Below are 17,201 nucleotides of genomic sequence, written 5' to 3' on the forward strand. Positions count from 1 at the left end.
CCTCCCTGTGCGGGCGGCGTCGAAGCAAATGCCGCCCGCGTGCGTGCGGGTTCGCACGCGGAGTCACAAGTAAAGTTGCAAGCAAAGTCGCAGGCAAGGTCGATTCATGCCCGCAGGCACGGTTGCCCGCTCACGTTTTTCGCTCGCACCGGCGCCTCACCGGCGCAAGTCTCATGCGCGGCATTCGGGCGGTGCGAGCTTGCCTGGCAGCGTGGCCGCTTCAGACGGCGCCGGCCCCGCGCCCGGCTCACCGAGCGACGAAACCGTCTTGCCGCCCGCGAAACATTCCCACGTGAGCGTGCCGCCCTGCACGGTGCCTTGCGCGAGCGCCACGCGCGCCGTGGGCGCTTCCGCGTTGTCGGGCACCGAAGGCACGAGCACGAGCGTGTTGCTGCCGTCGGGCGCGATGCGCGTGGTGAAGCTCACGGTGATCTGCCCGGTTGCGTCGTCCACCAGCACCGAAGTCACGTTGCGCGTGCCCGGCGGCGCCGTATAACCGGCGTCGAAGGCGTTGCCGCTCGCGGCGTTCTCCGCCACCGCGAGGCGCGCTGCGGCCGCGAGCGCGAGGCCCTCGCCCACGCGGCTGCGCGCGAGATAGTCCTGATAGGCGGGAATCGCATACGCCGCGATCACGCCGACGATCGCGAGCACGATCATCAGCTCGATGAGTGTGAAACCGCGCGCAGCGCAGGTGCGTACGAGGCGGATGAGGCGCGCGAGCCGCGTGATGGGCGTGATGGGCGTGATCGGCATGAATGGCGCGAATGGGCGGGTGGCCAGCGCGTTGCGCGCGAAGGCCGTCGAGGCAAGCAGGGAAACGATCATCGTCAGGGCTCCTGAAACGGGAAACGCCCGCCACCAGAGGGTGAACAGGCGTTTCGATCGTATCGGCGAGACCTCGCGCGGGGCAGTCGGCCAGATGGCTTAGGCGCGGCGCTGTCGGTGCGCGCTGTCAGCGAGTGATGTCAGCGCTGAATGTCAGCGGCGGTTGCCAGCATCAGCCGACGGACGCAGCGCACGCCTTCGCCCCATTCTCAATGCGAGCCCTGCGCGCGCCGCGCGTTGCGACGCCTGAGCACATGGCCGAGCACCACCACGAACACCGCGCCCGCCACGCACATGCCGTATTCGGCGAGCGGCGTATCGAGCAGCGGCCAGCGGTCGCCGGCCGGATCGTTGACGATCAGCCCGCCCGCGATCCAGCCGAGCAGCGCCGCGCCCAGCGTGACGATCACCGGATAGCGGTCGAGCAGTTTGAGCACGAGCTGGCTGCCCCAGACGATCAGCGGAATGCTGACCATCAGCCCGAACACCACTAGCGCGATGCGATGACGCGGATCGGCGGCTTCGGCCGCGCCCGCGATGGCCACGACGTTGTCGAGGCTCATCACCGCATCGGCGACGATGATGGTCTTGATCGCGCCGAGCAGCTTGTCGGAGGGCTTCACGTCGGCATGTTCGAGATGCGACGGCGCGAGCAGGCGCACGCCGATCCACAGCAGCAGCAGGCCGCCCGTAAACTTGAGCAGCGGCACGTTGAGCAGCACGACCGCGAAGGCGATCAGCACGACGCGCAGCGCGATCGCGCCGACGGTGCCCCAAAGAATGCCGCGCAGACGCTGCTGCGCGGGCAGATCGCGGCACGCCAGCGCGATCACGACGGCGTTGTCGCCACCGAGCAGAATGTCGATGACGATGATCTGGATGACAGCGCCCCAGTGGAGCGTCGTGAAGAACTCGAGCATGAATGCGGGAAGTTAAGCTGCGCGCGCCGCAAAGACGCACGCCAAATAAAAAAGCGAGGCAGCCATGACTGGCTCCCTCGCTTCTGTTCGGAAACCTCGTGAAAGGATTCCGCAAGCATAGCAAAAAACGCCAGCGCCCCGCGCATACGTGATGCGCCCGACGCCGCGTTATCTGCAAATTACAGCACCGACTTCAGCAGACGGCCCATTTCCGACGGGTTGCGCGTGACCTTGATGCCGCACGCGTCCATGATTTCCAGCTTCGCTTCGGCCGTATCCGCACCGCCCGAGATCAGCGCGCCGGCGTGGCCCATGCGCTTGCCCGGGGGCGCCGTGACGCCCGCGATGAAGCCGACGACCGGCTTCTTCATGTTGCCCTTGATCCACTCGGCTGCCGTGGCTTCGTCCGGACCGCCGATTTCGCCGATCATGATCACGGCGTCCGTATCCGGATCGTCGTTGAACATCTTCATGACGTCGATGTGCTTCAGACCGTTGATCGGGTCGCCGCCAATACCGACTGCCGACGACTGGCCGAGGCCGAGTGCCGTCAGCTGCGCAACCGCTTCGTACGTCAGCGTGCCCGAACGCGACACGACGCCGATGCGGCCCTTGCGGTGGATGTGACCCGGCATGATGCCGATCTTCAGCTCGTCCGGCGTGATCGTGCCGGGGCAGTTCGGGCCGAGGAGCAGCGTCTTGCGGCCTTCGCGGCGCATACGGTCCTTCACTTCGATCATGTCGCGCACGGGAATGCCTTCCGTGATGCAGATCGCGAGATCGAGGTCGGCCTCGACGGCTTCCCAGATCGCTGCGGCTGCGCCCGCGGGCGGCACGTAAATGACCGACACGGTCGCGCCCGTGGCTTCCTTCGCATCGCGCACGTTCGCGTAGATGGGAATGCCTTCGAAGTCTTCGCCGGCCTTCTTCGGGTTCACGCCCGCGACGAATGCTTCGCGGCCGTTGGCGTATTCACGGCAGGCACGGGTGTGGAACTGACCGGTCTTGCCGGTGATGCCCTGCGTGATGACCTTGGTGTCTTTGTTAATCAGAATCGACATGTATTGACCTCTGTTCGCTTGGCGCGATGCGTCGCGTCTTCCGCACGGATGCGGAATTCGCGCCGGCACGCACGCCATTCGTATCCGGTGAAAATTACTTGCCTTCGGCAGCCGCGACAACCTTCTGCGCGGCCTCTTCCATGCTGTCCGCCGAGATGATCGGCAGGCCCGAGTCGGCCAGCATCTTCTTGCCGAGGTCCTCGTTCGTGCCCTTCATGCGCACGACGAGCGGCACCTTCAGGTCAACGGCCTTCGATGCAGCGATCACGCCTTCCGCGATCACGTCGCAGCGCATGATGCCGCCGAAGATGTTCACGAGGATCGCCTTCAGGCCCGGATTCGTCAGCATGAGCTTGAACGCTTCCGTGACCTTCTCGGTCGTCGCGCCGCCGCCCACGTCGAGGAAGTTCGCCGGTTCGCCGCCGAACAGCTTGATCGTGTCCATCGTGGCCATCGCGAGGCCCGCGCCGTTCACCAGACAGCCGATGTTGCCGTCGAGCGAGATGTACGCGAGGTCGAACTTCGACGCTTCGATTTCAGCCGGATCTTCTTCGTCCAGGTCGCGGTAAGCGACGATTTCCGGATGACGGAAGAGCGCGTTCGAATCGAAGTTGAACTTGGCGTCGAGTGCGGTGACCGTGCCGTTGCTCGACACGTTCAGCGGGTTGATTTCGGCCAGCGACGCATCGGTTTCCCAGAATGCCTTGTACAGGCCTTGCAGGATCACGCGAGCTTGCGGAATCGACGCAGCCGGCACGCCGATCTTCGCGGCGAGGTCGTCGGCTTGTGCATCGAGCAGGCCCGTGTTCGGATCGACGATGACCTTGTGGATGAGCTCCGGATGCTTCTCGGCCACTTCCTCGATGTCCATGCCGCCTTCGCTCGAACCCATCAGCACGATCTTCTGCGAGACGCGATCGACGACGAGGCTGACATACAGTTCCTGCTTGATGTCGGCGCCTTCTTCGATCAGCAGACGGTTGACCTTCTGGCCTTCCGGACCGGTCTGGTGCGTGACCAGTTGCATGCCGAGGATCTGGCTCGCGTATTCGCGCACTTGATCCAGCGTCTTGGCAACCTTCACGCCGCCGCCCTTGCCGCGGCCGCCCGCGTGAATCTGGGCCTTGACGACCCACACCGGACCGCCCAGCTCTTCAGCGGCCTTGACCGCGTCATCCACCGAGAAAACCGGCGTGCCGCGCGGTACCGCGACGCCGAACTTCCGGAGGATTTCCTTACCCTGGTACTCGTGAATCTTCATGCGTGATTCCCTTCAGTCTGAGAGTTGGAGTGAACTTCGTTTCCGCTGTTGTTATTCATGCGCGACGGCGTCGGCCTTGCCCTCTCGGCCCGGGCCCAGGTCTTCGCGCACGCTGGCGACATCCGCGCCGCGCTCTTTCGAACGCGGCACGTGTCCATACCAGCGCGGATAAAACTGCTTGACCGCTTCACCGTCGAACCGCAGCGCGTGGCAGCGGCCGAGCTGGAAAGGCGGTTGTTCGCCGGCGGCTTCGCCGTCGGCGGTCTTGCCGAATTCCGGTCCGGACGCTTCGCCCGGAGAACCGTTAGAAGAATCCCACACTGCTCCGACAAACGCCTGGATAGCGGCCGTCGGCAACACGCCCAACATTTCGGTGAGATGCGTGCAGCCAGCCGTGCCGGCGAGGAGCCGGCCCGCTTCGCGGCGGAAGTTCTGGAGGAGATTGAGCCCGATAAGGGCCCGATAGGCGGGATTGGCGTTCTGGCACTGACCGTCGTAAGGCACCCAGTCGGACGACGCGTGAGCGTCGACGACATTGAGCTTGCGATCGATCGTGATGCGGAGCCAGAGTTCATGGATCGGCAAACCGTTGGGCCGGACACCGGATGCAAGCGGCACGTCGCGTGACTTATGATCCGTCAGACACGCGTCGATGTCCCACAGACCGTCCTCGCGCTCATAGGCGACCGCCCTGATCGCGCGCTGATGACGCAACTGACGGGGCGCTGGCGGGGGAAGCGGCATGCGTTGGTAAGACCGGATTGGAAAACTTCTCGAGTTTAGCATACCGGGTATTTGAGACAGCAGCGATCTCGCCCGCCCCATGCGCCCCGGATATCAAGCTATTTTTGAGCCAGGCGGTTCAATTTTCCGGCTAATCGCCGTCGAAGCCGTCCTCGAAGCTGTCTTCAATGCCTTTGAGAATTTTGCCGATGATCGACATCGAAAAACCGCGCGCGGCGAGAAAACGCGCCTGACGCGCGCGCTCGGCGGGCGTCTCGGGCAACTGGCCGTACTTCTTCTTCCAGACGGCGCGGGCGCGCACAAGTTCCGTCTCGCGCAACTGCGTGCTCACTTCCTCGATGAGTTCCTCGCCCACCGCATGACGTTTGAGTTCGCTGACGATGCGTCCCGCGCCGACCCGCGAGGCCCGGCGATAAACGACGCTTTCGGCGAAGCGCGCGTCGGAGAGCCAGCCGTCGCGTTCGAGCGTGTCGAGGAGTGCCTCTAGTTCATCGGCGTTGTCGGTGTACGCCATGAGCTTGCGCGAGAGTTCCGCCCGGCTGTACTCGCGACGCGAAAGGTAGCCGAGCGCGCGGCCCTTGAGCGAGCGCTCGGGACGCTGGCGACTGTTGGCGGCGGCGTTGGCCTTGCGTGCGGCGCGCATCGTGGACGTGCGCTCGTAGCCGTCACCGCTGTCTTCGAGCGCTTTTTCTACCGCGCGCGCCCTGTCGTGCGCGTCGAACGATTCGCGCTCGTCGACTTCGTCGCGGCGGACGGCGGGACGAGCGAACGACTGCCTGGCCGCGCGCGGCGCGCGGCGCGGTTCGGAATCCAATAGGGAGTCAGATGCGGATTCGGGTGCGGAGGCGCGGCGCACAGCGGTCGGTTCAGACGATGGCGACGAGGAAGCGTTAGCGCTGCCGGCATCGACGGGCGCATCGAAAAATGCCTCGAACGGCACTTCGAACACCGCGCCGCCTTCGTCGTCGAGATCGGGCGTGGAAGAATGGGACAAAAGCTGAGGCTCGGAATGCACAAAGCCGCGATCGCCCGAATGGGCGTCGCGGCTTTGCGAGGTAGTACCAGATGAAACGCGGGCGGACTCGCCGGAATGATCAGGGGCGGATCCGGACGCAGATCCAGAAGCAGACCCGGACGCGGAAAGGGAGCGCCGATTCGCGCCCCGCGCACCACCGCTGGCTTCACGCAGATGCTCCGCCTCGCTCGAAGTCGAGGACGAAGCCTTCGCGGCCTCAGACGGCGCCGAGGCGAACCCGCGCTTGCGCATCACAGTCGTGCCACCCTTCGCGGGCCCGATTCAGAACTTATTCTTCGTCTGCGATTTCGACTTCGCCGGTGTCGGCAACACCGTCCGGCATGGCGTTCACGCCAAGCGATTCGCGGATGCGGTTTTCGATCTCGCGAGCGATGTCTGCGTTTTCGCGCAGGAATTCGCGTGCGTTGTCCTTGCCCTGACCAATGCGTTCGCCGTTATAGCTGTACCACGCACCTGCCTTGTCGACGATCTTGGCCTGAACGCCCAGGTCGATGATTTCGCCCTGACGCGAGATGCCTTCGCCGTAGAGAATGTCGAACACGGCTTCGCGGAACGGCGGCGAGACCTTGTTCTTGACGACCTTCACGCGCGTTTCGCTGCCAATGACTTCGTCGTTCTTCTTGATCGAACCGATACGGCGAATGTCCAGACGCACCGACGAGTAGAACTTCAGCGCGTTACCACCGGTGGTGGTTTCCGGATTGCCGAACATCACGCCGATCTTCATACGAATCTGGTTAATGAAGATCACCATGCAGTTCGTCTTCTTGATCGTGCCGGTGAGCTTGCGCAGCGCCTGCGACATCAGACGTGCCTGCAGACCCGGCAGCGAGTCGCCCATTTCGCCTTCGATTTCAGCCTTCGGCACAAGTGCCGCGACCGAGTCGATGACGATCATGTCGATCGAGCCCGAGCGCACCAGCGCGTCGGTGATTTCGAGCGCCTGTTCGCCCGTGTCCGGCTGCGAGATGAGCAGTTCCGGCACGTTCACGCCGAGCTTCGCGGCGTACTGAACGTCGAGCGCGTGTTCCGCGTCGATGAACGCCGCCGTGCCGCCGAGCTTTTGCAGCTCTGCGATCACCTGCAGCGTGAGCGTGGTCTTACCCGACGATTCCGGACCGTAGATTTCGACCACACGGCCGCGCGGCAGGCCGCCGACGCCGAGCGCGATGTCGAGACCGAGCGAGCCGGTGGACACCACCTGAATGTTTTCGACCGCATCGCCGTCGCCGAGTCGCATGATCGACCCTTTGCCGAACTGCTTTTCGATCTGCGCGAGCGCGGCGGCCAGCGCCTTGCCCTTTTCAGCAGTCAGCCCAGCCGAGCCTTTCTTGCTATCTTCCATGAATCGTCCTTTGCTATGATGAACGGCGTCTCGTGACGATGCGGGCGTGCTTTTGCACACACACGCATGAACGCAGACACTGTATAAAAAAACAGTGGTTTTGGCAAGCGCGTTTTCGCACGCTTTTTCGTACGCGCCCGCCTGAACCGCAAATTGACCAGGAGACCGCCGCGCGCCGCCCGCCCCTCGTGCGAGATGGCACAGGCGCGGCGATGCCTGACTCGACGCAGGCGCATCATGCGAATTCTCATTGCCGAAGACGACAGCATACTCGCGGATGGTCTGGTCCGATCACTCCGCCAATCGGGCTATGCCGTCGATCACGTGCCGACCGGCGTGGACGCCGATACGGCCTTGTCGATGCAGTCGTTCGACCTGCTGATCCTCGACCTCGGCCTGCCCAGAATGACGGGCCTCGAAGTGCTGCGCCGTTTGCGCGCGCGCAATTCCAACCTCCCCGTCCTGATCCTCACGGCCGCCGACAGCGTCGATGAACGCGTCAAAGGACTCGACCTCGGCGCCGACGACTACATGGCCAAGCCCTTCGCGCTCAACGAGCTCGAAGCGCGCGTGCGCGCGCTCACGCGGCGCGGCGCGGGCGGCGGCCCGACCGTCGTGCGCCACGGCGCGCTCGCCTTCGATCAGGTCGGGCGCGTCGCGCGCATCAACGAGCAGGTGCTCGATCTGTCGGCGCGCGAACTCGGCGTGCTCGAAGTGCTGCTGCAACGGCTCGGGCGGCTCGTCTCGAAGGAACAGCTCGTCGATCACCTGTGCGAATGGGGCGAGGAAGTGAGCAACAACGCGATCGAGGTCTACGTGCACCGCCTGCGCAAGAAGCTCGAAGCGGGCGGCGTGCGCATAGTGACGGTGCGCGGCCTCGGCTACTGCCTCGAGAAAGAAGCGAACGGCGCGAAGGACGCGGGCGCGGCGAACGCAGCCAGTACGGCCGGCGCATCGACGGCGGCGCCCGCGATGCCCGCCAGCCACTACTACAAGTAAGCGGGCGCCATCATGGCCGGGCCCGCGCGCTCCGCGTCCACCGACGGCACGCCGCCGGACGCCTCGCCACGCTCGACGGCCGCCGCCAACGACGACACGCTCGACGACGCCGCGCGCGACGCCCGCTACGCCAATCCGTTCGCCCCGCCCGACGAAGCCGAAGCCGCCGACGCCGTCGACAAGCGTCCGCGCTCCCTGTTCGGCGAGATTCTCGACTGGATGCTCGCGCCGCTGCTGCTGCTCTGGCCGATGAGCATCGCGGTGACGTATCTGGTCGCGAAATCGATCGCCAACGGGCCGTTCGACCGCGCGCTCGAAACCGACGCCTACGTGCTTGCGCGCCAGATCCATCCGGTCAACGGCGTCGCCGAACTCTCGCTGCCCGACTCCACGCGCGACTTCCTGCGCGCCGATAACGTCGACAGCGTCTATTACCAGGTGCTCGGCACGCGCGGCGAACTCGTCGCCGGCGACCGCGAGATGCCGCTGCCGCACGACGACGACCGGCCGCCGCCCGGCCTCGTCGAGTTCCGCGACGACACGCTGCACGGCATCGACATCCGCGTCGCCTATACGACGGTCGAACCCGCGCATCTGAGCGGCGGGCAGCCCGTGCTGGTTCAGGTCGCCGAAACGCTCGACAAGCGCCGGGCGCTCGCCAACGACATCATCAAGGGCGTGATCCTGCCGCAGTTCGTGATTCTGCCGCTCGCGATCCTGCTGGTCTGGTTCGGGCTCTCGCGCGGCCTCGCGCCGCTGCACGCGCTGCAGTCGAACATGCGCACGCGCCGTCCCGACGATCTTTCGCCGCTCGAAGCACGCCGCGCGCCGCCCGAAATCGAGCCGCTCGTGACCTCGTTCAACGACCTGCTCACGCGCCTCGAACAGAACATGCAGCTGCAAAAGCGCTTTATCGCCGACGCCGCGCATCAGATGAAAACGCCGCTCGCGGGCCTGCGCACGCAAGCCGAACTCGCGCTGCGCCACGAGGCGCCCGCCGAGGTGCATCGCTCGCTCGAACAGATCGCGACGAGTTCGGAGCACGCCGCGCGGCTCGTCACGCAGCTGCTCGCGCTCGCGCGCGCCGAAAACCGCATGACGGGGCAGATTTTCCAGCCCGTCGATATCGCCGAGGCGGCGCGGCTCGCGGTGCGCGACTGGGTGCAGCCCGCGCTCGCCAAGCGCATGGATCTGGGCTACGAAGGCCCTGACAATCCCGGCGCGGATGAGCGCGAAACGGACCCCGGCACACAGGACAGCGAAGCGGACATCGCCGCGGATCAAGCACCCGTGCTCGTCGACGGCAATCCGGTGATGCTGCGCGAAATGCTCTCGAACCTGATCGACAACGCGATCCGCTACACGCCCGCGGGCGGGCGCATCACCGTGCGCGTGCGGCCCGAACCGGCGGCGCGCGCCGTGCATCTGGAGGTGGAGGACACCGGCATCGGCATTCCGGCGGCCGAGCGCGAGCGCGTACTCGAGCGCTTCTATCGCATCCTCGGGCGCGACGGCGACGGCAGCGGCCTCGGCCTCGCGATCGTGCGTGAAATCGTGACGATGCACGGCGGCGCGCTCACTATCGGCGACAACGTCTATCAGGACTCGCCGCGCCTCGCGGGGACGCTCGTGCGTGTGACGCTCGCGATGCGCGGCGCGGCCTGAACGTCGATTACGACGCCGAAACTGACGGCATCAGGTGAAATCCTGGGCGTCAGGCTGGCTGGGACTTTCCCTTAGCGGCACGCGGCGAGAGCACGCATGGAAAATCGATTTGACGAATTTAACGTTACGTTGAATCAAAATTGAACGATCTTGGGCGACGTTATCACACCACACCCACCAGATCAGCCCACTCGCGCAGCCCGCTCCCTCGTCAGAACCCCGTAAGTTTCCGTTCGAATAATGCATCGCAGGACCACCGCGCCCGCGTCTGCGGGGCGGCCCCACACGCATATCAATACTGGAGACATCTATGGCAACCGTTGGCGGACAAGTCTCGCACGCGCCGATGACCAAGGACGAAAAACGCGTGATCTTCGCGTCGTCCCTCGGCACCGTGTTCGAGTGGTACGACTTCTATCTGGCCGGCTCGCTCGCGGCCTTCATCAGCAAAAGCTTCTTCTCGGGCGTGAACCCCACGGCGGGCTTCATCTTCACGCTGCTCGGCTTCGCGGCGGGCTTCGCCGTGCGTCCGTTCGGCGCGATCGTCTTCGGGCGTCTGGGCGACCTCGTCGGCCGCAAGCACACGTTCCTCGTCACCATCGTCATCATGGGTCTGTCGACTTTCGTGGTCGGCTTCCTGCCAGGCTATGCGTCGATCGGCATTGCGGCGCCGGTGATCTTCATCCTCATGCGTCTGTTGCAGGGCCTCGCGCTCGGCGGCGAGTACGGCGGCGCGGCGACCTACGTCGCCGAACACGCGCCGCCCGGACGCCGCGGCTTCTACACTGCCTGGATCCAGACGACCGCCACGCTCGGCCTGTTCCTCTCGCTGCTCGTGATCCTCGGCGTGCGTACCGCCGTGGGCGAGGAAGCGTTCGGCGCCTGGGCCTGGCGCGTGCCGTTCGTCGCGTCGATCCTGCTGCTCGCGGTCTCGGTCTGGATCCGTCTGCAACTCGACGAATCGCCGGCGTTCAAGCGCATCAAGGCCGAAGGCAAGATCTCGAAGGCGCCGCTCTCGGAAGCGTTCGGCCAGTGGAAGAACCTCAAGGTCGTGATCCTCGCGCTGATCGGCGTGACGGCGGGCCAGGCCGTGGTCTGGTACACGGGCCAGTTCTACGCGCTGTTCTTCCTCACGCAGACGCTCAAGGTCGACGGCGCGAGCGCCAACATCCTGATCGCGCTGGCGCTGCTGATCGGCACGCCGTTCTTCCTGTTCTTCGGCTCGCTGTCGGACAAGATCGGCCGCAAGCCGATCATCATGGCCGGCTGCCTGATCGCCGCGCTGACCTATTTCCCGCTCTTCAAGGCGCTCACGCACTACGCGAACCCCGCGCTCGAAGCGGCCACGGCGCGCGCGCCGATCGTCGTGATCGCGAACCCCGACGAGTGCTCGTTCCAGTTCAACCCGGTCGGCACCTCGAAGTTCACGAGTTCGTGTGACATCGCCAAGAGCGCGCTCTCGAAGGCCGGCCTGAACTACTCGAACGTGGCCGCTCCGGCGGGCACGCTCGCGCAGATCAAGGTGGGCGACACGACCATCGACACTTTCGACGGCAAGGCGCCAGGCGCGAAGGAGGCCGGCGCGGCGTTCGACAAGACGCTCTCGGGCGCATTGAAGAGTGCGGGCTATCCGCTCAAGGCCGACCCGGCGCAACTCAACTGGCCGATGAGCGTGGTGATCCTGACCATCCTCGTGATCTTCGTGACGATGGTGTACGGGCCGATTGCGGCGATGCTGGTGGAGATGTTCCCGACGCGCATCCGCTATACGTCGATGTCGCTGCCCTATCACATCGGCAATGGCTGGTTCGGCGGCTTCCTGCCCGCAACGGCGTTCGCGATCGTGGCGGCGCGAGGCGATATCTACTCGGGCCTCTGGTATCCGATCATCATCGCGCTGGCGACCTTCGTGATCGGCATGCTGTTCGTGAAGGAGACGAAGGATTCGGATATCTACTCGCAGGATTGATTCTGTGTTGATCCGGTCGATTTAGCCCCGGCCCGGCGGTCTCGAAAAAAGTTGAAGATAGTGCTTGACAGACCTCAGGGCCGCCCGCATAATCTTTCTTCTTAGGCGAATTAGCTCAGCCGGTTAGAGCGACGGAATCATAATCCGCAGGTCCGGGGTTCGAATCCCTGATTCGCCACCAAATGCGAAAGCCGCTGACCCACAAGGTCAGCGGCTTTTTCTATTTGCGCGCCGCGTTTACAGACTTCGCGCCGCAACTTCCTCAGCGCGAAGCCCAGTCCCTCACTCCGCGCCCTTCCCCCGCTTCGCCACGTACATCGCCTGATCCGCACGATCGAGCAGCCGTGTCATTTCCACGCCGTCTTCCGGCAGCACCGCCACGCCCACGCTCACGCCCAGTTCGATCGTCTGCCCTTCGAATTCGAACGGCTCGCCGACCTTCTCGCGAATCCGCCGCGAATACACTTCCGCGTCGCTGCGGCCATCGATGCCCGGCAGGATCATCGCGAATTCGTCGCCGCCCACGCGCGCGGCCGTATCCACGCGGCGGCTGTTGCTCGCGATGCGCGCCGCCGTTTCCCTGATCGCCGCGTCGCCCGCGCGATGGCCGTAGCGGTCGTTGATCGGCTTGAGGCCGTCCATGTCGAGATTGAGCACGCCCAGTCCGCCCTCCGATCGCACCGCGAGATCGACCGACTGACGCAGACGGTCGTAGAACAGCGCGCGGTTCGGCAGGCCGGTGAGCGCGTCGTGCGTCGCACGCTGATAGAGTTCGCTCGTTTCGTGGCGCGCGGCGTGGAACATCGCGGCCGCGATCAGGCCGGACATCAGCGAGAGCGTTTCGATGTCGTCGTCGTCGAAGGCGCCGACTTCGGGCGCCACCACCTTCAGCACGCCCACGGTCGCATCGAGATGCTTGAGCGGCGTGACGATCATCGAGCGCAGGCCGACGCGGCGACACGCTTCGCGGTCCACGCGCGGATCGGCTTCGGAGTCGTCGCAGCGCAGGATTTCGCCGCTGCTCACGCACAGCCCGGAGAGGCTCGATTCGCGCGCGAGGCGCAAGCCGAGCATGCCGGCCACGCTGCCCGACGCCGCGCGATAGACCATCTCGCCGCCTTCGGCGAGTTCGACGGCCGCGCCCTGCGCGCCGGTCAGATGTTCGGTGCGTTCGGCGACGAAGGCCATCACGCCGCCGAGGTCGAGGCCGAGTCTCGCGATGTCGGATTGCGCGCGGATGATTTCGAGAAGCGTGGCGTTGTCGAGCCGAGGGCCGCCGAGGTCGTTTTTCATGGCGTCAAACGTTTGCGTAAGAGCCCTTTTCGCGCAGATCGGCGCGCCACGGGCGGGACGCGCAAGCATAGCAAACTCGCGTCCCTGCTTTCAGCGTTGTCTTTTTACACGCCGTTTCGGGCCCGACGCCGCGCGTCTCAACCCTCGATCCGCTCGCGCGTCACACGCAGCAGCGCGGCCATCGCTTCGCGCGCCGTGCTGGCGTCGCGCCGCGCGATCGCGTCGAACACTTTCGTGTGGTCCGGCAGCGCCGCGTTGAACACATCGGCGCGCTTGGCGTTCACGCGCAATTGCCCTTCGAGCGTGCGCTCGATCAGCGTGCCGAGCGGCACCAGCAGTTCGTTGCGGCAGGCGGCGAGCACGGCCAGGTGAAAGCGCAGATCGGCGCGCACCCATTCGTCGACGTTGCGCGCGCCGGTCATCGCGGCGTGGGCGTCGGCGAGATCGGCGAACGAGACGTCGTCGTGCGCGCCCGCCGCGAGCTGCGCGGCGTAAGGCTCGATCATCTCGCGCATTTCCTGCAGCTTGAGCGCGAACGCGAGCGGCGGCGCGACGCGTGCGTACCAGTCGAGCACGTCGGCGTCGAGCAGGTTCCACGCTTCGCGCGAGCGCACGCGCGTGCCAACCTTCGGCCGCGATTCCACGAGTCCTTTCGAGGTGAGCGTGCGCAGCGCTTCGCGCAGCACCGTGCGGCTCACGTCGAAGCGCTCCATCAGGTCCGCTTCGCGCGGCAGCGTCGTGCCGGGCGCGTAGTCGCCGCGCAGGATCGCGCTGCCGAGTTCGAAGGCGACGGTGCCGTGCAGATCGCGCTGAATGACGTTCTCCTTGTATTCGAGGGGATGATCGCCCAGATACTGGGAACCGATGCAAAATAATACTATTAATAGCACTTAAACGCGAATTTTGCAGTAGCATGTGCTCCGAGACGCGCCGGGCCCGCCGCTCGCGCCGTGCGCCCATCGAACCGCTCTGGAGACACCGCATGAAAATCACCAAGCTCGAAACCTTCGTCGTGCCGCCCCGCTGGCTCTTCCTCAAGATCGAAACGGACGAAGGCATCATCGGCTGGGGCGAGCCCGTCGTCGAAGGCCGCGCGCACACGGTTGCCGCCGCCGTCGAAGAACTGTCCGACTATCTGATCGGCAAGGACCCGCTGCTGATCGAAGACCACTGGCAGGTGATGTATCGCGCGGGCTTCTACCGCGGCGGCCCGATCACGATGAGCGCGATCGCGGGCGTCGACCAGGCGCTCTGGGACATCAAGGGCAAGCATCATGGCGTGCCGGTGCACGCGCTGCTCGGCGGCCAGGTGCGCGACAAGATCAAGGTCTATTCGTGGATCGGCGGCGACCGTCCGAGCGACGTCGCGAACAACGCGCGCGCCGTGGTCGATCGCGGCTTCAAGGCCGTGAAGATGAACGGCTCGGAAGAACTGCAGATCATCGACACCTTCGACAAGGTGCAAGGCGTGATCAACAACGTCGCGGCCGTGCGCGAGGCCGTAGGCCCGAACGTCGGCATCGGCGTGGACTTCCACGGCCGCGTGCACAAGCCGATGGCGAAGGTGCTCGCGAAGGAACTCGATCCGTTCAAGCTGATGTTCATCGAAGAGCCCGTGCTCTCGGAGAACGTCGAGGCGCTGCGCGACATCGTCAACCAGACGAGCACGCCGATCGCGCTCGGCGAGCGTCTCTACTCGCGCTGGGATTTCAAGCACATTCTCGCGGGCGGTTACGTCGACATCATTCAGCCCGACGCTTCGCACGCGGGCGGGATCACCGAATGCCGCAAGATCGCGTCGATGGCGGAAGCCTATGACGTGGCGCTCGCGCTGCACTGCCCGCTCGGTCCGATCGCGCTCGCCACCTGTCTGCAGATCGACGCGGTGAGCTACAACGCGTTCATCCAGGAACAGAGCCTCGGCATTCACTACAACCAGGGCAACGACCTGCTCGACTACATCAAGAATCCGGAAGTCTTCAAGTACGAAGACGGCTTCGTGTCGATTCCGCAAGGTCCGGGTCTGGGCATCGAAGTGAACGAGGAGAAGGTGCGCGAGATGGCGAAGGTCGGTCATCGCTGGCGCAATCCGGTGTGGCGTCACGAGGATGGCAGCGTCGCCGAGTGGTGATGTGTGCTGGCGCACAGATCGCGGCGCGATCATGTCGGCAATCGAGGCTGATCGTCGATGAGTGCGCGTATCGCGGAGCTTGCATCCGCGATACGCACAGCGCGCGTCACCTGCGTTACGTGACGTGTTTCGCGCACCACGTTTCAGCGCCGTAACGTTTCAGCCCGGTTTGGGCCCGCAACGCCGCGTCTCGCCTTCGGGCGGTCGCGGCGTTCGTCGTTTTCGCACATAGCGCGCGTGTTCGCGTATGTAGCTAAAGCCTTGGCGCGCAAGGCAAAAACATCGTATCGCCGGCATCGCGTTCGCGGCGCGCGGCGCACCAGGCGCAATACTGACTCGCATTGGCCTGCTCCTTGCTGAATCCCCTGTACGACAAATCGAACGATACGGGGATACACATGGACGCGATGCTGCCCGACTACCTGATCCGAGAGCAGGCCGCCGTAGGCGCGCTCGTCACTTTCGGCCTGACGCGCGTGATCGCCGCCGCCGTCGCCTGCACGCGCGGCTGGCGCATTCTCATGGTCGAGCAGAGCTTTATCGGGCTGGCGGTGCTCTGGTGCGCGCCGCAACTGTTCGATCTGATCGCGCATCCGTCATCGGTGCTCGCGCTCGCGGAACTCGAAGGCAAGGCAATCGGTTGCGCGATCGCCCTGTTCTTCTCGCCGATTCTCAGTCATCGGCTCGGTTACGAATAAGGGTTACGAATCAGCGCGATCACGCGCGCAAGCGCGGCGTGTTTCAGCCCTGCAACACGTAGCCCGGCACGCTATGACCGAGAACGGCCGCGATCACGAGGATGGCCATCATCACCAGCGCTTCGAGATGCAGCACATTGACGAAGCGGCGCGCCGCGCCCGTCGACGCCGCGCGGCGCAGTTCCGGCATCACCATCACGCGGTTGACGGCGCCGAGCGCGAGTGCGAGCGCGACCAGCGCGAGCTTGGCCAATAGCACGCGGCCCCACTCGCTGCCCGTGAGCGCATCGAGCGAGCCGCCGGTGCCGCGCAGCGTGTTGAACACGCCAGTCGCGAGCACGAGTCCCACCGCGAACAGCGCGACGTTCGAGAGCTGGCCCGCCGTGCGGATCAGCACGCCGCGCGCCGTCGACGCACCCAGCGCCGGCAACACCGCGAGACCGCCCGCCATCACGATGCCGCTCCATGCGCTCGCGCTCAGCACGTGCAGCGTGTTCAGGCCGAGCGCGGCCGAGGCGAAGCCCGCATCGGCCGCGTGACCGAGACCCGCGCGGCCCGCGGCGACGGCGATCAGCGCGAGCCACAGCACGCCGTCGCGCAGCGGGCTCGCGCCCGCGAACGCGGCGAGCAGCACGACGAGCGCGCCGCCGAACGCCACCGACCACGCATGGCCCACGTGCGTCTGCGAAAGCACCGTGGGCACCACGCCGAACGACGCGGGCAAGGTCGCGCCGCTGATCGACGCGCTCTCGTAGAGCAGCCACATGACGAGCGCGATCACGAGCACCAGCGAGCCCGCGCGCAACGAACGCTGCGCGCGCAGCCACGCGGGCCTTGCGGGCGCGATCGCGCTGCGGGCGTCCTTCTCCAGCCACGCGCCGTAGAGCGTCGAGCCGAGCGCGAAGGCGTAGGCGAGATTCACCAGGGCGGCCATCGCGACCTGCCCGATCCAGAGCCAGTCAGCTTTCATCGGCGCGCGCCCTCCAGACAGTCGGAAGTTCCGGCACGCGGGGACGGGGACGGCGGTTGCATCGGCGGGGTAAGTGCAATTGGAGTCATCGAGACGAGTGGCAAGGAAACAACAACAAAACGGCAGCAAAACAGCGACGAAACTACGAAGCCGCGGTGAGCGTTCGAAACAGGATTGAAACCGGCGGTGGCGACGTTTGCGCGCCCCGGACAAGCGCGCACGCGATGCGGCGCGACTTTCCGGAAAGGAGCCTGCTTCGATAGCCGCGACGCCGTTCGGTTCAA

15 protein-coding genes and 1 tRNA gene are annotated in these 17,201 nt (G+C 65.4%); 6 read left to right on the top strand and 10 right to left on the bottom strand.

The genetic code is table 11. The annotated features are described in order from the left end of the window. Window positions 1–171: 171 nt before the first annotated feature. From G5S35_RS11935 to recA, 7 genes are all read right to left on the bottom strand, one after another. Window positions 172–753 (bottom strand): pilin, encoded by a 582-nt coding sequence (locus tag G5S35_RS11935; RefSeq protein WP_420874524.1) that lies wholly within the window; start codon window positions 751–753, stop codon window positions 172–174. A gap of 281 nt (window positions 754–1,034) precedes the next feature. Beyond that, window positions 1,035–1,745: a TerC family protein gene (locus G5S35_RS11940; RefSeq protein WP_065059313.1), complete on the bottom strand. Its 711-nt coding sequence runs from the start codon at window positions 1,743–1,745 to the stop codon at window positions 1,035–1,037. 179 nt (window positions 1,746–1,924) lie between these two features. After that, window positions 1,925–2,806 (bottom strand): succinate--CoA ligase subunit alpha, encoded by an 882-nt coding sequence (gene sucD, locus G5S35_RS11945; protein WP_065059314.1) that lies wholly within the window; start codon window positions 2,804–2,806, stop codon window positions 1,925–1,927. Between the two features lie 94 nt (window positions 2,807–2,900). Continuing rightward, the gene (gene sucC, locus G5S35_RS11950) at window positions 2,901–4,067 is read right to left on the bottom strand and encodes an ADP-forming succinate--CoA ligase subunit beta (protein WP_065059315.1); all 1,167 of its coding nucleotides are present in this window, start codon (window positions 4,065–4,067) and stop codon (window positions 2,901–2,903) included. A gap of 51 nt (window positions 4,068–4,118) precedes the next feature. Continuing rightward, window positions 4,119–4,811: a DUF2889 domain-containing protein gene (locus G5S35_RS11955; protein WP_065059316.1), complete on the bottom strand. Its 693-nt coding sequence runs from the start codon at window positions 4,809–4,811 to the stop codon at window positions 4,119–4,121. A 130-nt stretch (window positions 4,812–4,941) separates the two neighbouring features. After that, window positions 4,942–5,805, bottom strand: a complete 864-nt coding sequence (gene recX / locus G5S35_RS11960; protein WP_237181291.1) for a recombination regulator RecX — start codon at window positions 5,803–5,805, stop codon at window positions 4,942–4,944. A gap of 310 nt (window positions 5,806–6,115) precedes the next feature. Beyond that, on the bottom strand, window positions 6,116–7,192 hold the full coding sequence (gene recA, locus G5S35_RS11965) for a recombinase RecA (RefSeq protein ID WP_065059317.1): 1,077 nt from the start codon (window positions 7,190–7,192) through the stop codon (window positions 6,116–6,118). Window positions 7,193–7,429: 237 nt separating this feature from the next. Between recA and G5S35_RS11970 the strand changes: the two genes are divergently transcribed. From G5S35_RS11970 to G5S35_RS11985, 4 genes are all read left to right on the top strand, one after another. After that, window positions 7,430–8,191, top strand: coding sequence for a response regulator transcription factor (locus G5S35_RS11970; protein WP_074986755.1), 762 nt, complete (start codon window positions 7,430–7,432; stop codon window positions 8,189–8,191). A 12-nt stretch (window positions 8,192–8,203) separates the two neighbouring features. Further along, window positions 8,204–9,856 (top strand): sensor histidine kinase, encoded by a 1,653-nt coding sequence (locus G5S35_RS11975; RefSeq protein ID WP_183038326.1) that lies wholly within the window; start codon window positions 8,204–8,206, stop codon window positions 9,854–9,856. A gap of 310 nt (window positions 9,857–10,166) precedes the next feature. After that, complete coding sequence (locus G5S35_RS11980; RefSeq protein WP_065059320.1) at window positions 10,167–11,825, top strand: MFS transporter; 1,659 nt, start codon at window positions 10,167–10,169, stop codon at window positions 11,823–11,825. A 104-nt stretch (window positions 11,826–11,929) separates the two neighbouring features. Next, window positions 11,930–12,006 (top strand) — tRNA-Met (locus G5S35_RS11985). Between the two features lie 101 nt (window positions 12,007–12,107). On the opposite strand, the gene G5S35_RS11990 is transcribed toward G5S35_RS11985, so the two are convergent. Together G5S35_RS11990 and G5S35_RS11995 are read right to left on the bottom strand one after the other, a co-directional pair. Further along, window positions 12,108–13,118 carry a sensor domain-containing diguanylate cyclase gene (locus G5S35_RS11990; RefSeq protein WP_237181292.1) on the bottom strand — a complete coding sequence of 337 codons (1,011 nt, stop codon included), beginning with the start codon at window positions 13,116–13,118 and terminating at the stop codon, window positions 12,108–12,110. A 137-nt stretch (window positions 13,119–13,255) separates the two neighbouring features. Then, complete coding sequence (locus G5S35_RS11995; RefSeq protein ID WP_420874525.1) at window positions 13,256–13,969, bottom strand: FadR/GntR family transcriptional regulator; 714 nt, start codon at window positions 13,967–13,969, stop codon at window positions 13,256–13,258. A gap of 131 nt (window positions 13,970–14,100) precedes the next feature. Between G5S35_RS11995 and dgoD the strand changes: the two genes are divergently transcribed. Together dgoD and G5S35_RS12005 are read left to right on the top strand one after the other, a co-directional pair. Further along, on the top strand, window positions 14,101–15,249 hold the full coding sequence (dgoD, locus tag G5S35_RS12000; RefSeq protein WP_065059323.1) for a galactonate dehydratase: 1,149 nt from the start codon (window positions 14,101–14,103) through the stop codon (window positions 15,247–15,249). A gap of 398 nt (window positions 15,250–15,647) precedes the next feature. Continuing rightward, window positions 15,648–15,947 (top strand): hypothetical protein, encoded by a 300-nt coding sequence (locus tag G5S35_RS12005; protein ID WP_065059324.1) that lies wholly within the window; start codon window positions 15,648–15,650, stop codon window positions 15,945–15,947. A 43-nt stretch (window positions 15,948–15,990) separates the two neighbouring features. Here G5S35_RS12005 and G5S35_RS12010 read toward each other — a convergent pair whose 3' ends face one another. Then, complete coding sequence (locus G5S35_RS12010; RefSeq protein ID WP_065059325.1) at window positions 15,991–16,917, bottom strand: CopD family protein; 927 nt, start codon at window positions 16,915–16,917, stop codon at window positions 15,991–15,993. Window positions 16,918–17,201 lie beyond the last annotated feature (284 nt).

The organism is Paraburkholderia tropica, assembly GCF_014171495.1.
GTDB classification, from domain to species: Bacteria; Pseudomonadota; Gammaproteobacteria; order Burkholderiales; family Burkholderiaceae; genus Paraburkholderia; species Paraburkholderia tropica.

What these genes read in the sequence shown, in the direction of transcription:
- G5S35_RS11935 (WP_420874524.1), bottom strand. Translation starts at nt 753, where the DNA reads ATGCCGATCACGCCCATCACGCCCATCACGCGGCTCGCGCGCCTCATC.
- G5S35_RS11940 (WP_065059313.1), bottom strand. Translation starts at nt 1,745, where the DNA reads ATGCTCGAGTTCTTCACGACGCTCCACTGGGGCGCTGTCATCCAGATC.
- sucD (WP_065059314.1), bottom strand. Translation starts at nt 2,806, where the DNA reads ATGTCGATTCTGATTAACAAAGACACCAAGGTCATCACGCAGGGCATC.
- sucC (WP_065059315.1), bottom strand. Translation starts at nt 4,067, where the DNA reads ATGAAGATTCACGAGTACCAGGGTAAGGAAATCCTCCGGAAGTTCGGC.
- G5S35_RS11955 (WP_065059316.1), bottom strand. Translation starts at nt 4,811, where the DNA reads ATGCCGCTTCCCCCGCCAGCGCCCCGTCAGTTGCGTCATCAGCGCGCG.
- recA (WP_065059317.1), bottom strand. Translation starts at nt 7,192, where the DNA reads ATGGAAGATAGCAAGAAAGGCTCGGCTGGGCTGACTGCTGAAAAGGGC.
- G5S35_RS11970 (WP_074986755.1), top strand. Translation starts at nt 7,430, where the DNA reads ATGCGAATTCTCATTGCCGAAGACGACAGCATACTCGCGGATGGTCTG.
- G5S35_RS11975 (WP_183038326.1), top strand. Translation starts at nt 8,204, where the DNA reads ATGGCCGGGCCCGCGCGCTCCGCGTCCACCGACGGCACGCCGCCGGAC.
- G5S35_RS11980 (WP_065059320.1), top strand. Translation starts at nt 10,167, where the DNA reads ATGGCAACCGTTGGCGGACAAGTCTCGCACGCGCCGATGACCAAGGAC.
- G5S35_RS11990 (WP_237181292.1), bottom strand. Translation starts at nt 13,118, where the DNA reads ATGAAAAACGACCTCGGCGGCCCTCGGCTCGACAACGCCACGCTTCTC.
- dgoD (WP_065059323.1), top strand. Translation starts at nt 14,101, where the DNA reads ATGAAAATCACCAAGCTCGAAACCTTCGTCGTGCCGCCCCGCTGGCTC.
- G5S35_RS12005 (WP_065059324.1), top strand. Translation starts at nt 15,648, where the DNA reads ATGGACGCGATGCTGCCCGACTACCTGATCCGAGAGCAGGCCGCCGTA.
- G5S35_RS12010 (WP_065059325.1), bottom strand. Translation starts at nt 16,917, where the DNA reads ATGAAAGCTGACTGGCTCTGGATCGGGCAGGTCGCGATGGCCGCCCTG.